The following is a 17,017-nucleotide window of genomic DNA, read 5'->3' on the forward strand; positions in this document are numbered from 1 at the left end:
CCAAGTATTTATTATATCATATACTGATACTTTGTAAGGGGGACATTCATCCTATTTTATTCCTATTATTTCAACTTCTGTTTCCATTTTTACTTCATACAAGTCATATATTGTATCTTTGACATGCTGAATTAACTGTAAAACATCGTCTGCCTTTGCATTACCCGTATTTACGATGAAATTCCCATGCATTTCTGATATCTTTGCCCCACCGATTTGGTAACCCTTTAGACCCGCGACCTCAATCAACTTACCTGCATAATTTGGCAGTGGATTTCTGAAAATACTACCCGCACATGGAAAATTCCAAGGCTGGGTCTCTTTACGGTAGTCCTTGTTCTTTTGCATTTCACTGAAAATCGAATCCTTGTTTCCTTCTTTCAGAGAAAAAACGGCTTCAACAACAACGCCTGGACGTTTCTTTTGCAGTACAGAAGTTCGATAGGAAAATTCCATTTCTTCGTTAGAAACCCATTCTAATGTACCGTCTTCAAATAGTACGAGAGCTTTATCAAGTATCTTTGAAATATCAGATCCGTGGGCCCCCGCGTTCATGAACACTGCACCACCGACAGACCCTGGGATCCCACTAGCAAACTCTAATCCTGAAAACCCTTTTCTACTGATTGAGGTTGCCAAGCTCACAAGTGAGTGTCCACCACCCACCGTAAGTGTAGTACCATTTATTTCAACCTTATCTAATCCTGAACCAAGCTTAATGACCACACCGGAAATTCCTCGATCAGACACAAGTAAGTTTGACCCTCTTCCAATAGCAATCCACTGTACTTTATACTTTCGGATCAATTTCATGGTCGTTTCTAAGTTCTCTACTGATGTGGGCTCTACAAAAAGTTCTGCAGGTCCACCAATTTTAATCGTTGTATGATTTGCCATTGGCTCATTTTCTTTAACCGTTCCAATCTTAGACTGCTTTAATTCTTCAGCTAATCCAATCATTCCTACCTCCCCTTTCAGTCGGAGTTATTTTATCTTATGCATCGTATTAAACCTAGGCTACAATCGAAGGAATCATTATAGACTGTTTCTCTCTTTTAATAACGTCTTCATTAATTTATACAGTCTCTGGGCCGCATCACGAATCCCTAATTTATATGCTGCTTGCTTCATTGCTTTTAAGCTTTCTTTATGAAGTAGTAGAGAATCCATTTGCTCTATTAATTTAGTAGCCGTTAAGTCTTTTTCAAGCATCAAAATGGCAGCTCCATGATCACTTAAGGCACGAGCATTTTTTTCCTGATGATTGTTTGTTACATAAGGGCTAGGAACTAGTATGCTTGGTACTCCTAAGGATGTCAATTCCGCTAAGGTCGTGGCACCTGCTCGAGCAACAATTAGATCCATTCCCGCAAGCACTTCTGGCATATTATGAATAAAAGGCTTAACAATTACGTTATCAGGATTCCCAACTAGCTCTACTTCTTTAAGTACTTCATCATAGTGAACCTCTCCAGTTACATATAATACCTGATAAGGTTTTTCACTAAGCACTGATAATGATTTCAAAATCGCTTCATTTATTGGTCGTGCCCCACGACTTCCTCCTACTACTAGCACTGATGGGACATTTGTTTTTAAACCAACAGACAGCTTCCCCTTAATTCCATCCTTATTTAATACTTCAGAAGCCCTTGGATTCCCTGTAAGCACAACCTTTTCTTGTGGAAAAAAGCTTTTCGCTTCATCAAAACAAATTGCCACCTTATCAACATATCTGCTTAAAAACTTATTCGTTAATCCTGGCACACTGTTTTGTTCATGTATGATTGTTGGAATCCCCAGCTTAGAAGCAGCATAAACAACAGGACCACATACGTACCCGCCCGTTCCTATGACAACATCTGCTTTAAATTCTTTTAAATATTGCTTACTTTTCTGAACACCCTTTAAGAATCTAATTACGGTTTTCACATTATCTATTGAAAGCTTACGTTTAAATCCAGTAATATGTATGGATTGAAAAGGAATATTTTCTCTTCTAACAATGGTGTTTTCTAATCCCTTTTCGGTACCGATATATAAAAACTCAGCATCTTTATGTTCCTTTTGTATCTCTCTAATTAGGGCTAGAGCCGGATAAATATGACCCCCGGTTCCACCACCACTTACAACTATACGCAATTCTTTCCACTCTCCTTAACGTTGAAAAATCAACTATTCTCGATGATAGTCATGATGCAATCTGAAAAAAATCACCCTCACGTTTTACCCCATTTTACTATATTTCAAACGACAAATCGAAAAACAACGAACGATTGTCATCTAAATTTAATAATAAACAGAAGAGAACCCTGCAAAATAACAGGGTTCTTAAGCTTACCTATCTCATAATTTCGAGTGTTTACTAACATTTAGTAGCACCCCAATGGCCATAAGCATGAGTGTTAAGGAAGAACCTCCATAGCTCAAAAACGGAAGAGTAATGCCAGTAACCGGCATTAGCCCTGTCACTACCCCCACATTAATCATTACTTGAATAGCGACCATTGCAACAATTCCAACTGCTAAAAAACTACCATATAAATCCGGAGCACCTAGTGCAATTCGAATTCCTCTCCATAACAATAATGCGAATAGAAGTAGAACAAAGGAACCTCCAATGAAACCTAATTCCTCAGCCAAGATGGCAAAGATAAAATCGGTCTGTGGTTCAGGTAAATAGAAGAACTTTTGTCTACTTTGTCCTAATCCTAAACCGAATAATCCGCCTGGACCAATCGCATAAAGAGACTGAATGATTTGAAAACCACTTCCGAGTGGATCCTCCCAGGGATCTAAAAAGGAGGTAATCCTTTTAATCCGGTATGGGGCAGATATAACAAGCCCCACAAACCCAATAACTCCTAGCATTCCTAAGCCCACGAAATGCCCAATTCTAGCACCAGCGATAAAAATCATCACAACAGACGTTCCAACCATCACCGTTCCTGTCCCTAAGTCTGGCTGTAGCATAATCATACCAAACGCAAGAAATACTATACCAAGGGATGGCATTAGCCCTTTTCTAAAAGAAGTGATCTTTTTTTGATTTTCTGAAAGAAACTTAGCTAAAAATGCAATCATGGCAAGCTTCATAAACTCTGAAGGCTGAATAGAAAACGCACCAACCCCTATCCAGCTTCGAGAGCCGTTTCTTACATTTCCTATCCCTGGGATGAGTACAAGAACAAGAAGCACAAAGCAAATGATTATAATCATTTTTGCGAAAGTTCGCCACGTCCAATAATCGACATTCATTATGAAGAACATGGCCACAATTCCGACCCCAGCAAACAACATTTGTCGTTTGGCAAAATAAAAAGAATCGTCAAATTTATAGTCAGCCCAAATCGCACTTGCACTATAAACCATAATTAATCCGGTCGCTAATAGGGTAAATGTTACAATCAATAATATTAGATCTGGAGTAGCTTTTTTAGTCGGCAAAAGAACACACCTCGAATGCAAGTTTTAGGGCTTACAGTGAGGATTACACCTTAATTAGAAACCATTAACGTTCAATAGTTTCCATAAGACAAGCCCTTACTTAAGCTTATGCACCGCATTGATAAAAATGTCTCCCCTAACCTCAAAAGTTTTGTATTGATCCCAGCTAGCACATGCAGGTGATAAAAGGATCACATCTCCTGGACTTGAGTGTGTAAAGGCAACAGGTACGGCTTTTTCCACATTATCGACACGGACAATTGTTTTTATTCCTGCCTTCTTTGCTACCTCCTCAATTTTAGGAGCTGTCTGCCCAAACGTGACAACGGTTTTTACATTGTGTAAAAATGGAATTAATTCATCAAACCCGTTTCCACGATCCAACCCTCCGGCAAGTAACACAATAGGAGTTTTAAATGCTGATAAAGCTTTTTCTGTCGCTAACATATTCGTTGCTTTTGAATCATTATAAAACTTTCGTCCCTCGATCTCGCCGATATATTGAAGACGATGCTTAACACCAGTAAAGGTTGTCAATACCTCAACAATTGCTTCGTTTGAAACATCTGTAAGCTTTGCAGCGGTTACGGCTGAAAGGATATTTTCAAGGTTATGCGCACCGGGTAAAACAATATTGGCGATTTCTATAATCTTTTCTTCTTTAAAGTACAGTGTATCATCTAATACATAGGCACCATTTGGTAGAAATTGTTTTGTAGAAAAAGGAACACTAATTGCGTCGCTTCTTTGGCCTATTTCTAATGTGCTCTCTTGATCTCCATTAACGATAAAGTAATCTTCATCTGTTTGATACTTGGTTATATTTGCTTTCGCACTCCAATACTCATCTCTGGTACCATGATAATCTAAGTGAGCATCATACAAATTAGTGAGTACAGCAATCCTTGGCTTAAACGTCGTAATTCCCATTAGCTGAAACGATGATAATTCAATAACAATCGTATTTTCAGATGTAGCTTCCTGAGCGACTTCTGACGCAACGGTTCCAATGTTCCCTGCAATTAATGGCGCCTTATTTCCCGCCTTTAACATTTCAAATATAAGAGTGGTCGTGGTTGTTTTTCCATTCGTACCTGTAATGGCAATAAAAGGTGCTTCAGAAATTTGATACGCCAGTTCAACTTCTGTAATAATTGTAATTCCTTTTTCAATCGCCGCCTGAATCATTTCATTATGATAAGGAATACCTGGGTTCTTTACGATCAGCTCAAAGCCTTCATCTAAAAGCTCGACTGGATGACTTCCACAAATAACCGTGATTCCTTGTTCAAGCAGCCCTTGGGCTTCGGGATTTTCAGACAACGGCTTTTTATCATTAACAGTGACAAACGCACCTAAACGGTGCAACAAATTTGCTGCACCGACCCCACTCTTCGCTAATCCAAGTACAAGTACTTTTTTATGAACATAATCTTTAATATCTCTCAATTACAACCACACCTCGATATAGATTCCTAATACTGCACATAATAACCCAACTGTCCAGAACGTGACAACTACTCTCCATTCTGACCAACCAATTAACTCATAATGGTGATGCAAAGGACTCATACGGAATATCCTTTTACCCGTCGTCTTGAATGAAATCACCTGCAATATCACAGACAATGTTTCAACAACAAATATTCCTCCAATGATTATAAGCAGAATTTCTAGCTTAGTTAAAATAGCAATAGTAGCGATCGCTCCCCCAAGAGCAAGAGAACCCGTATCTCCCATAAACACTTTAGCGGGATGAGCATTAAAGACAAGAAATCCTAGTACAGAACCAACAACTGCTAAAGCGAAGATGGCTACATCATATGCCCCCTGGTTCCAAGACAGTACAGCAAAAGCTCCAAAAGCAATAGCAGCTGTCCCTGAAACTAAACCGTCTAAACCGTCTGTTAAATTGACTGCATTCGAAAATCCTACCAACCAGAAAATGATAAAAAATACATACAGCCAACCAAGGTCAAAACTAATGTCTGTAAGTGGAATGGAGACTGTTGTTGAAAATTCATTTTGTCTTAAAATAAAGTAAAAAATAAACGAAATAACGATTTGTCCAAATAGCTTTTGTTTAGAAGTTAATCCTAGATTCCTCTTCATGACCACTTTAATAAAATCATCTAAAAATCCTAAAAGACCAAACCCAATTGTTACAAAGAGCAGCAAATATGTTTGTACGGAAAGCTCCGAATACTTCGATGTCATCACAATAGTCGTAACAACGATAGATAATAAGATCATCGTTCCACCCATTGTCGGAGTACCTGATTTCTTTTGATGCGATTTAGGTCCTTCTTCTCTAATGCTTTGTCCGAATTTCAACCTTCTTAAAAACGGAATTAAAATTGGGGATAGGATGACCGAAATGAGAAATCCCACTAATATTGTGAATAAAATAACTTGCTCCATCACTTTCCCCCCACTTTTTCCATCACGGAAACACTAGTATGAATAAGCTGTTTATGTAGTACAGCAATATCATATGTTTGTTCCTTTGTATTCAGAAGTTTTTCATGTGAAAATTTGTATAATATCATGTAAATTCTAGCCTTTCTTGCTTTACGCTTTATTTTTTTCTAAAATGGCATCTTTTGCAACGAGTCTGTCATCAAAATGGTGAATATCCTTGCCAATTTGCTGATATGTTTCATGACCTTTTCCAGCTATAAGGATAATATCATTTTTTTCGGCTTGGGTAATTGCCTCGTAAATCGCCTGCTTTCGATTTTCAATGACTTTATATTTTCTTCCTGCAACTCCTGTTTCCATTTCTTTTAAAATCGCAAGTGGATCCTCACTTCTAGGATTATCAGAAGTAAAAATGGCTTCATCTGCATAATCACAAGCAATCCTTGCCATCAATGGTCTCTTGGTACGGTCACGGTCACCCCCGCAGCCTACGACCACATGAGTCTTCCCTACAGCAAACTCTTTAATGGTCTCAAGTGCATTCTGTAAACTATCTGGTGTATGCGAGTAATCCACTATAACAGTAAAGCTTTGTCCTGCATCGACGAGTTCAAATCGTCCTGCTACACCTTCCATCAAGCTTAAAGCGTCTGTTATAACAGATAATGGAATTCCAAGTGCCATAGCAGCACCTATAGCGGCGAGTACATTATATACATTAAATTTCCCAACAAGTTTGATCGTCACGTTTGTTGAGCCGATCGGAGTAACTAATAAGAAAGAGGTACCTTTAGCTGACATGGCAATATTGGTTGCTTGAATATCTGCATCCTGTTGAATGCCATATGTTAGGATATGTGCCGAAGTGGAATGTGCGTACTGTTCACTAGCCTCATCATCAGCATTTAGTATGGCATATTTCGGTTGATTGAGTGTAAATTTATTCCCTAACTGAGCAAATAATAAACCTTTAGCTCTCTTGTACTCCTCCATAGAACCATGAAAATCTAAATGATCCTGTGATAAATTTGTAAACACAGCTACATCAAAGTCTGTACCATGAACTCTACCTTCCACTAGCGCATGAGAGGAAACCTCCATAACAGCACAATCAACTTGCTTTTCAATCATTTGGTGGAAGATATTTTGTAAGGTTAAGCTTTCAGGAGTAGTATTTTTTGTTTCAAGTACCTCTTCTCCAATTTTCGTATACATGGTCCCAATTAGACCGGTGTTTTTCCCTGCCTCTTGCAGAATATGGTCGACAATATGACTGGTTGTTGTTTTCCCGTTTGTTCCGGTAATACCAACAACTTTCATTTTCTGACTTGGTTGCCCATAAAAAGCATCTGCTATAACGGCCATTGCACGTTTTGTATCTTTGACAATGACAACAGGTACGCTCACTTGTAACGGTCTTTCTGCTATAACGGCTACCGCACCAGACTTCACCGCATTCTCAGCAAAATCATGACCATCAACAGTAAATCCTTTTATACAAATAAATAAACTACCTTCTGTTACTTTACGATTGTCATTATGTATGTGTAATATGTCTGGATTTTCACCCTCGAAAGGAACAAGCGGTTGAAGGTGATTGACCAGTGTATGTAATTTCATTTCCTCAAATCCTCTCATCATTTAACCTACTTCCAAAAAAAAGCATGCGCCTATCTATTTTACATGAAGTTACCCATTTTCGCTATTCTATAATGTAGCATTTTGAAAAGACGGCGAAAAAACTTCGCCGCCTGCACACTGAATCAGTCTATTCTTCTTCTTTCTTGTCTTCTTTCTGTTCCACATTATCAAAATACAAGCGAATAGTTGATCCTTCTTTTAACTTTACCCCAGCTTCAGGTGTTTGTTTTACAACTACATTCCCTTCTCCGGAAGTTTCGATTTTTAAATTAACAAATAAATCACCAAGTTCTGTTTTTGTCATGCCAACTACATCGGGAACCTCAATCATTGGTACATCTGGCCACTTGTACTCTTTTTCTAGCTGACCCTTTCTTGGTTCTACTCCTAAAGCTCTCAAACTATCTCCCATAATGCTGCCTACGATTGGTGCGGAAACAACACCCCCAAACTGAGTAGTTCCCTTCGGATTGTCAACAGCTACATACACAACGAGTTGTGGGTCGTCCGCTGGAGCAAATCCAATAAAAGAAACGATATGATTATTTTCCATATATCTTCCGTCCTTTACCTTTTGCGCTGTTCCTGTTTTACCACCCACTCGATAGCCTTCAACAAAGGCTCTTCCACCTGATCCTTGTGCTACAACACTTTCAAGAGCATATCGAATTTTCTCTGAGGTTTCTTCTGAAATTACCTTTCGTTTCGCTACAGGTGACTTTTTCATTACAACTTCACCGGTTCGCGGATCAACTAATTCCTTTGCAATATAAGGGGTGTATAATGTACCACCATTAATTGCTGCCGATATTGCAGCAACCTGTTGTATTGGTGTAACTGATACCCCTTGACCAAATGCCGTCGTAGCTAATTCTACTGGTCCGACTCGATCTAGATTAAATAGGATTCCTTTTCCTTCTCCTTGTAAGTCAATTCCTGTTTTCTGTCCAAATCCAAAATCCTTAATATACTTAAATAATGTATCTTTTCCTAGACTTTCACCTAATTGAACAAAACCTGGGTTACAGGAATTTTGCACAACCTCCAAATAGGTTTGGGACCCATGTCCCCCTCGTTTCCAGCATCTTAATGTCGCTCCACCAACCTTGACCGATCCAGAGTCATGAAAATGATCATTCTCTAAATCTACTTTCCCCTCTTCTAGCGCAGCGGCTAGTGTAATAACCTTAAAGGTAGACCCTGGCTCATACGTACTCCAAACAGGGAGATTTCGGTTATACACTTCAGGATTCACCTCTTGGAACTGAGCTGGATCAAACCCAGGTCGGCTTGACATAGCCAAAATCTCTCCGGTATTCGGGTCCATCGCGATGGCTATCATACCGTCAGGGTTATATTGTGCCTGCGCATTATCCAACTCTCTTTCTACTATCGTTTGTACCTTTGAATCAATGGTCAGTTTTAAATCTAACCCATCCACTGGAGCCTCATAGTCATCTGCCATATCATTCATTCTTTGTCCTTTGGCATTTGCATAAAATTTTACAGAACCTTCTTCCCCCATGAGGTCTTTGTCATAATACGCTTCTAGTCCTGTTAATCCCTGATTATCACTCCCCGTAAAACCGAGAACATGAGATAAATAGTTCCCAAACGGATAGTGGCGCTTTGAATCTTCCCCGATATACACGCCTGCTAAGTTCAGATCACGAACTTCATTCGCCTTTTCATGAGTAATCTTTCGCCCCTCATTAATTCTCACGATCGACGCTGACTTTGTTATATACTGGTACGCCTTTTCCTTTGAAAAGTTTAAAACGGCTGCTAACTGCTCTGCTGTTTTTGCAGGATCCTTCACCTGTCTTGGCACTACATATACGGTAGGTGCACTTTTATTTGTAGCGAGTGCAACACCGTTACGATCGACAATTTCTCCACGTTCTGGTTCAAAAGGAATATTCCGACTCCAAAGATCTTTCGCTCCATCAGTCAAAATATTTCCTAGGGCAAATTGTACATACCCAAGCCTTACATCAATAATAAAAAAAATGAGAAACCCTACTAAAAGTGAGATCGTTAGTCTTTTTCGTACTGTAACATTTGACACTCGCATCTTCGTTAGAACCTCCTAACAACATATATGGCTCGTTCCACTATATGCTTGTACCAAAAAAAATAGAACGTACAAGCATCACTTGTACGTTCTAAGCTTATTCTGCTTCTACTTCTTCAGCTTGTTCTTGTGTGCCTTCCACTGTTTCTGTTCCAGTTTCCTCAGAAGCATCATCACCTAGCTTTGTTTCTTCTTCTGTTGGTGCCTTCAGATGAATCACTAAATGATCACCCTCTGCTACAACACTTCCTACACTAATATTTTGTTTTGTCACATAGCCGCTGCCAGTTGTGCTTAGCTGTAAATTAGCAAGCGAGGCAATCTTAACCACATCTCTTAAGGACCAGCCTGTAACATCCGGCATCGTTAAATCTCCGTCTGTTACAACGAATACTTTTTCTCCAGCGAGTATTTTCTCTCCCGCTTGTGGAGATTGCGCAATTACGTTTGTTCCATTCCCTATAACAATGGTATGAGCTCCAAAACTAGTTACTAGTTCCTCGGTCTCTCCAACATTTTTATTTAGGAAATCCGGAACAGTAATTGGCTCAACCTCTTTTTGCTCTGCTGGTTCAATATTCAAATACTGAAGACTATTTTTCATAACTGGATTAAAAATCATCGAAACAGGTATAGATCCTTCTGAATAATGATCTACTTTCGGCTGCTGTACTGCCACATAAATAATTAATCGCGGATCCTCTGCAGGTGCCATCCCTAAAAACGAAAACACATAGTCATTCTTCCCATTTAAGTACACGCCATTTTGGGTCATACTTGCCGTACCTGTTTTCCCAGCAACTTGATATCCCTCGATATTGTATCGGTTATACCCGGTTCCCTTCGGAGAGCTAACAACTGTCTCTAGATACTCAAGAACCTGGTTAGCAGTTTTCTCTGAGATCGGGGTTCCAACAACCTCTGTTTCTGTTTGCTTAATCGTCTTACCTGACGATGGATCTACAATTTTATCAATAACATGCGGTCTCACCATTTTACCACCGTTTGCAATAGCAGTAGCTGCTTGAATTTGCTGAATAGGTGTTATGGCAGTCCCTTGTCCATACCCTGTAGTAACTTTGTCAATTGGATATTGGTACACTATTTTTCCGCTCGTTTCATTTGGAAGATCAATTCCTGTTGGCTGATCAAATCCAAACTTTGTTAAATACTCTCTGAATGTATCATACCCGATCTTTTCCTTAACAAGCTTAGCAAATGCCACGTTTGAGGATCTTTGTAAACCTTCTAAGTAAGTAATAGAACCCCAACCACGACGATTATGGTCATGTATCGTTTGGGAATTTTCCGTTGGCTTATAAGAACCTGATTGATACCATTCATTTGGATTGAAAACACCTTCCTGAACGGCAGCCGCAAGAGTGAAAATTTTCATTGTTGAACCTGGTTCAAATGAATTTTCGATCACCTCATTGTGCCAGGTGTCGGAGATTCCTTCTCTTGTTGTTGGATGGAACGTTGGTCTTTGCGCCATCGCTAAAATTTCACCAGTCTTTGGATCAGCTACTACCGCGACCATCTTAGCTGGATCATACTGTTCATCCACTTTGTTCATAGCATCTTCAAGAAGAGTTTGAATCTTTTTATCGAGGGTTAAATAAATATCATATCCATCTTTAGCCGCTGTTACATTTTCCTCACCACCAGGTAGGATATACCCCCAAAAGTCACCAGGGTAATTTACTTTTCCATTAATTCCAGTTAATTCCTCGTTCATTGATTTCTCAATTCCAAGCTGACCAACCGTTTGATTCGTTTCTTCATCCACATCAACATAACCAACTACGTGTGAGGAAAAAATGCCGTTTGGATAAAAACGCTTTGATCCACGAATAAAAGTTATTCCTGGAAGTTTCAGATTCTCTATTTCTGTTTTTACTTGAATGGAGATATCTCTACCCTTTGTTCCGAACTCGACCTGCTTTGCACCCTCTTTAGAAAGAATTCTATAAATCTCTGATTCTTCTAAATCAATTACCTTTGACAGCTCTCTCGCCGTCTTTTCTTTGTCAACCACATGTCTTGGGTTTTTAGGATTTGTGGTTAATGTTTCATCCAGAATCGCCACTAGCTTGAAGGAAGCTGTATCTTCTGCAATCACTTCACCATTGTTGTCATAAATCGTTCCTCTTGTAGCCTCAATTGTTGCCTCTTTCTCATATTTTTGCTGAGCTAAAGCAGACAAATTCTGCCCGTGCACTTCTCCTGTTGCCAAAATCGTTACATACCGAAAAATTAAGACAAAAAAGAGCAGGCTAAATATTATAAATAATATCGCTGCTCCCACATTCATATTGGGCTGTTTCTTTGTCATTACTCCTGCACAACCTTAACATTATTGTCATTAAGCTTTAATCCAAGCTTTTCTGCCATACTGCGGATTCGATCTGGAGTGCTTAACTCCCCCACTTGCATTCTTAAATCATTATTAATCTTTTGTTGGTCCTCAAGTTTAACAGAGGTATTTTGTATATCCTTATTCAATTCATAAATCGCCGCTTGATTTGAGATTATATGTACGGCACCAAAGCATATAGCGGCACAAAAAGTGACACCAAGGATTTTCTCTCCAGGAGACAACCATGAGTTGATCTTTCTTACCTTTTGAGGTGCTTGTACGGTTTGTTGCTGCTGTTCCTGCTGAAGCTTCCTTGCTAAGTTACTCATCCTATTCCCTCCTAGATAGGTTTACAACTTTTCGGCAACACGTAGTTTTGCCGAACGTGCTCGATTGTTATGTTCTAATTCTTCTTCTGATGGCACAATTGGTTTTCTCGTAATTAACTTTAATTCTGGTTTGAACTCATCTGGGATAATAGGCAATCCTTTTGGAAGGTCTGGTGTTTCACTACCCTTCTTAAATATCACCTTACAAATCCGGTCCTCTAATGAGTGGAAAGTAATGACACTAATTCTTCCACCAGGGTTCAGTATATCAATCGCTTGATTTAACGAATCTTCAAATACACCTAATTCGTCATTAACGGCTATCCGGATTGCTTGAAAAATTCGTTTTGCTGGATGTCCACCTTTTCTTCGAGCTGGAGCCGGTATCCCCTCTTTAATTAATTCGACTAGCTCACCTGTTGTTGAAATGGGCTTTATTTCTCTTGCTGCCTCAATTTTCCTAGCAATTTGTTTAGAGAATTTCTCTTCACCATATTTAAAAAATATTTTTACTAGCTCTTCAAAACTCCAGGAATTAATAACGTCATATGCGGAGAGGTCTGCCTGTTGATCCATTCTCATGTCTAAAGGGGCATCATGGTGATAACTAAATCCTCGTTCCGGTGTGTCTAATTGTGGGGAGGAAACGCCTAAATCATAAAGAACTCCATCAACCTTTTCAATTCCTCGCTTGTGTAATTCCTCTTGTAGGTATCGAAAATTACTTTTTACAATAGTTAATTGCCCTTCATATGCTGCTAACTTATCCTTTGCATTTTCAATGGCAACATCATCTTGGTCAAAGGCAAATAATCTTCCTTCCTTTGACAACTTGGAAAGGATAAGCGCACTATGCCCCGCTCCACCCATTGTACAGTCCACATATATACCATCTGGTTTAATATTGAGTCCATCAACAGTTTCGTGCAAAAGCACGGTAGTATGTTCAAACATTGTTGTCCACCTTTCGAATTACGCCCATGAATAGAATCCTTAAATATCAAATCCAATCATATTCTCTGCAATTTCAGCAAAAGATTGCTCAGATTCTGTAAAGTATTCTTCCCATAATGTCTTACTCCAAATTTCAATTCGGTTTGAGACTCCGAGAACGACGCATTCTTTTTCAAGCTTTGCGTATTGCATTAGTGGAGTAGCAATGTTTATTCTTCCTTGTTTATCCACTTCACATTCAGTCGCACCTGAGAAGAAAAAACGGGTAAATGCACGAGCGTCTTTTTTAGTTAATGGTAACCCTTTGAGCTTTTCCTCAATCTGATCCCATTCACTAAGAGGATAACCAAATAAACATTGATCTAAGCCGCGTGTTAGCACAAAGGTTTCTCCTAAGTGTTCACGGAACTTTGCAGGCACAATTAGACGTCCCTTCGTATCAACATTATGATGGTATTCACCCATAAACATGCCCGCTACCCCCACTCTCTACCCTAAATGTACCACAATCCCCCACTTTCCTCCACATGTTTTTATAAATTCTCCCCCCACTGTTATTTTCCTGCAAAAATAGAAAGAGAATGATTCCCCTTTTTCTTATAAAAAGCTTTAAAATCATATAAAAATTTATAAAAACCGACAAAAAAGACCTTATCATAACGACAAGGTCTCTCCTAGTTTATAATTTTACCACTTGGTGACTTCCATCGAACAAATAAGGTTGTGTTAATAATTCATCAATAAACGAGAGTCCGTACTGGTTAAGAAAATAAAAGAGATTCCAGATTCTTTCTTGCGGTGAACCAGATGGTTTCAGTTTACGTTCGATTCGATTATATTTCTCTATAACCACTTCATGCTTTTGAAGCAACGCATGTTCAAGTCGACTTTCCATAAAGTCGATTTGCTTTAAAAGTAAGCTTTCATTTTTTTTCAACAACGGAAGCATACCTTTATAATGCTGCTCTGTCTTTCTCTCAATTTCAATGTAGTTTTTAACTACCTGCTCTTTGGTTTGAGCAAACAAGATCTGAAAACTATTGTCACGGTTGGCATCTAGAAATAAATCCTTTTGTTTTCCCGTTCCAGCAGTTAGAACATCTTCTAACTTTAACCCTAGTTCTTCCATGTCTGAACTCACATTTCGTTCAATCAAGCTAATATTTAACCGCGGAACAATCGGTGGCATTTTCATTTCGAAATGTTCAAACACTTCCTTTAATTCAGCCCAGTAAGCAATCTCTCCTGGTCCTGCAATAAACGCTAATGTCGGAAACAAGCACTCTTGCATAAGAGGTCTCGTCACGACATTATTGCTTAAGCGTTCAGGAAACTCACTAGCCATTTCTAGCATCTCATCGTATGAAAAAGAGATAGAACCAGAAGCGCCAACAAATTGTTTTTGTTCTGGAATATAATCTAATAAAATTCTCTCATGAGAAACTTCATCGTAATAAAAGAGATTGGCACAAAGATCATTTATCACAATCGTTTGTGTCATTCCAATGGCTTCGAGCTCTTGCTGCTTATTTTTTACCTTTTCAGTAATCTCTTTTGTATTTTTAATTTGATTTATAAAATATTCTTTTTCTAGTTTTCTTAATCCCTCATCACCGGAATCAACAATAAGCAAACCATAGTCTTTAAACAAGCTCATCGTTATATGTGCAAAAAAATCAACAAACGTTACTGAATTTTCAATAGCAGCTTCAGCAAATTGAAGCAGGGATTTCGTGTGTTCCGTCTCACCATAGGAAGAGATAATGTCATTAACCCAATTTTTTAAAACATCTTTCTTGATTTCAATATTGGTAACCATTCGTTTATCAAGAACCTTCTCAGGGTATATGGACTTTTCAAGTTTATTGTCTTTTTCTATAAAAATATGATTCACTTCATCATAGTCGTGGTCCTCACCTGCTATCCAGAAAACCGGAACAACCGGAACAGACAGTTCTGCTTCCTGCTTTTTAGCAAATAAAATAATAGAGAGGATTTTATGTATACTGTATAGAGGTCCGGTTAAGATGCCTGCTTGTTGTCCCCCAATGACCACCACGCTATCCGGGTTCCTTAATTTAGAAATGGATGCCATAACCTCATCTGAACTTGGGAACTTACTCATATACTCCCCAATATAGTCAGCAAGCTCTTCCCTTTTAAAGCTTATATTTTCTAGATCTTTTACTCTTTTCTTATAGCTCTCAGTTTCTTGAAATTGATAATGAAATAACGGACGAATGAATGAATTCCCAGTACTATAATCGGTAGCAAACTGATTCGTTGATGGGAGAAAGAGATTAACCATCTCCATTTATGTACTTCCTTTCTCTTTACAGTATTTCTAATCTTTAGTATAGCACTGTGTTAATGGAAAATAAAAACCTTTGCATTTTCAACATTCTTTCGTTCACGAAATTGCTTTTGTCACACTTAAAAAGATACCTACGCATATTAATATGATATAGGCAGAAAAAAACAATAAGAAATTAAACCTCCAAAAACCCCGAAACACTTTTTTTAGATCAACTTCCTCATTTAATTTGTACTGAAGGAGCAGAGAAAGAATGGCCATGGCAATCATTAAAATGAGAATAAGCCAAAATAATGAAAAGTCCCAGATCGTAACAATAAGATAATGAACAGAAAGGATAAAAAGTACCGTAGTAATATCCAAAGCAATATGAACTGCTTTTCTATGTTTTTTTGTAATCTGTTTTGCAATAACAAAGACAACAAAATACCCTATAATTGGAACGGTCACTAATGTGGCAAATACTGTAGCAAAAAAGCTTCCCATTTTACATCCCCTCCTCCTTTATTTCTTTGCCTTTAATGCAATGATAAAAGGCTAAAGTGAGCGGCACTTTGATGTCCTTCCTTTGCGCTTCTTCAAGAACGTAGCCGAGAATGGTATCAATTTCTGTTCTTCTATCATTTTTTACGTCCTTAAGCATAGACGACTCGTTTTTTGCTGTATTTTTACACACGCGAACAAGGTTTTCATAATATGTATGGCGATCTATACCTAGTGCAAGACAAACCTCATTAAATAACTGTTCAAATACCATTTGATAGTAGTTATTTGTTAATAGACTTCCATTGGTAACACCTAATATAGCTGTTAAAGGATTTATTACCGCATTTACAACGAGCTTTTTGGTTAGCATCACCATGTAATCCTGTTCAAATTGAACAGGGAAATTCTTTATAGACTGTAAGATAAGCTCATCAAGAATCCACCGATCTCCTTCAACCGTTTGAAATATTGCTAGTTTCGTTACCCCTATACCTGTATGACTCACAGTATGGTTATTGACTTTTAATGCTCCATGCTCAACAGAACCTATAAATAGGGATCTTGTATTTATTTTTTTTAGGAGAGATAAATGTCCCATTCCATTCTGAACAAACAATAATGGTAAGTTGGCAGGAAAATTTAGATCCTTCACTAAATCATTTAACATATATTCCTTCACACAAAGAATTACAAGTTCAATTCCGGTTGTGTCCCATTTACTAATCGGTTGAACATTTATTGGTATACAGACAGATTCTTCACCATTTTTCCTTACCAAACCATTTGTACGTATTCTCTCACTCTGATCCTCTGACCTCGTGTAAAGGATTACATCGTTTTCTTCTTGTAAGAAAGAAGCAAATAAAAGACCTACCGCTCCCCCGCCAATGATCGCAATTTTCATACTATCTCCTTCAATGCGTCAATATTACTATTAGTTTACCAGAAGAAATGGAAAGAAGGTATCAGAAAGGTCATTCGTATCAAAAAAA

Annotated in this window: 14 protein-coding genes; all 14 read right to left on the bottom strand. The window is 38.4% G+C overall.

What is annotated here, in order from left to right; genetic code table 11:
- Positions 1-51: 51 nt before the first annotated feature.
- The 14 genes from murB to M3175_RS06075 all read right to left on the bottom strand — a co-directional run bounded on the left by murB (position 52) and on the right by M3175_RS06075 (position 16,929).
- On the bottom strand, positions 52-960 hold the full coding sequence (gene murB / locus M3175_RS06010) for a UDP-N-acetylmuramate dehydrogenase (protein ID WP_251515884.1): 909 nt from the start codon (positions 958-960) through the stop codon (positions 52-54).
- Positions 961-1,035: 75 nt separating this feature from the next.
- The gene (murG, locus tag M3175_RS06015; protein ID WP_251515886.1) at positions 1,036-2,142 is read right to left on the bottom strand and encodes an undecaprenyldiphospho-muramoylpentapeptide beta-N-acetylglucosaminyltransferase; all 1,107 of its coding nucleotides are present in this window, start codon (positions 2,140-2,142) and stop codon (positions 1,036-1,038) included.
- Positions 2,143-2,346: 204 nt separating this feature from the next.
- Complete coding sequence (gene spoVE / locus M3175_RS06020; RefSeq protein ID WP_251515888.1) at positions 2,347-3,447, bottom strand: stage V sporulation protein E; 1,101 nt, start codon at positions 3,445-3,447, stop codon at positions 2,347-2,349.
- A gap of 96 nt (positions 3,448-3,543) precedes the next feature.
- Entirely contained in the window at positions 3,544-4,896 is a 1,353-nt protein-coding gene (murD, locus tag M3175_RS06025) for a UDP-N-acetylmuramoyl-L-alanine--D-glutamate ligase (RefSeq protein WP_251515890.1), read from the bottom strand.
- Positions 4,897-5,871: a phospho-N-acetylmuramoyl-pentapeptide-transferase gene (gene mraY, locus M3175_RS06030; protein ID WP_251515891.1), complete on the bottom strand. Its 975-nt coding sequence runs from the start codon at positions 5,869-5,871 to the stop codon at positions 4,897-4,899.
- 147 nt (positions 5,872-6,018) lie between these two features.
- The gene (locus tag M3175_RS06035; protein WP_251515892.1) at positions 6,019-7,488 is read right to left on the bottom strand and encodes a UDP-N-acetylmuramoyl-L-alanyl-D-glutamate--2,6-diaminopimelate ligase; all 1,470 of its coding nucleotides are present in this window, start codon (positions 7,486-7,488) and stop codon (positions 6,019-6,021) included.
- A gap of 148 nt (positions 7,489-7,636) precedes the next feature.
- Positions 7,637-9,583 (bottom strand): stage V sporulation protein D, encoded by a 1,947-nt coding sequence (locus M3175_RS06040; protein ID WP_251515893.1) that lies wholly within the window; start codon positions 9,581-9,583, stop codon positions 7,637-7,639.
- Positions 9,584-9,680: 97 nt separating this feature from the next.
- Entirely contained in the window at positions 9,681-11,918 is a 2,238-nt protein-coding gene (locus M3175_RS06045) for a penicillin-binding protein (protein WP_251515894.1), read from the bottom strand.
- Complete coding sequence (gene ftsL / locus M3175_RS06050; protein ID WP_251515895.1) at positions 11,918-12,271, bottom strand: cell division protein FtsL; 354 nt, start codon at positions 12,269-12,271, stop codon at positions 11,918-11,920. The genes M3175_RS06045 and ftsL overlap by 1 nt, the downstream gene beginning before the upstream one ends.
- Before the next feature lie 21 nt (positions 12,272-12,292).
- On the bottom strand, positions 12,293-13,225 hold the full coding sequence (gene rsmH / locus M3175_RS06055) for a 16S rRNA (cytosine(1402)-N(4))-methyltransferase RsmH (RefSeq protein WP_251515896.1): 933 nt from the start codon (positions 13,223-13,225) through the stop codon (positions 12,293-12,295).
- A gap of 39 nt (positions 13,226-13,264) precedes the next feature.
- A complete protein-coding gene (mraZ, locus tag M3175_RS06060; RefSeq protein WP_251515898.1) occupies positions 13,265-13,696 on the bottom strand; it encodes a division/cell wall cluster transcriptional repressor MraZ in 432 nt (143 codons plus the stop codon).
- A gap of 208 nt (positions 13,697-13,904) precedes the next feature.
- A complete protein-coding gene (gene bshC, locus M3175_RS06065; RefSeq protein ID WP_251515900.1) occupies positions 13,905-15,539 on the bottom strand; it encodes a bacillithiol biosynthesis cysteine-adding enzyme BshC in 1,635 nt (544 codons plus the stop codon).
- A 96-nt stretch (positions 15,540-15,635) separates the two neighbouring features.
- Positions 15,636-16,025 carry a DUF3397 domain-containing protein gene (locus M3175_RS06070; protein WP_251515902.1) on the bottom strand — a complete coding sequence of 130 codons (390 nt, stop codon included), beginning with the start codon at positions 16,023-16,025 and terminating at the stop codon, positions 15,636-15,638.
- 1 nt (position 16,026) lies between these two features.
- A complete protein-coding gene (locus tag M3175_RS06075) occupies positions 16,027-16,929 on the bottom strand; it encodes a 2-dehydropantoate 2-reductase (RefSeq protein WP_251515904.1) in 903 nt (300 codons plus the stop codon).
- Positions 16,930-17,017 lie beyond the last annotated feature (88 nt).

This window comes from Robertmurraya korlensis, from assembly GCF_023715225.1.
In the GTDB taxonomy this organism is placed as follows: domain Bacteria; phylum Bacillota; class Bacilli; order Bacillales; family Cytobacillaceae; genus Robertmurraya_A.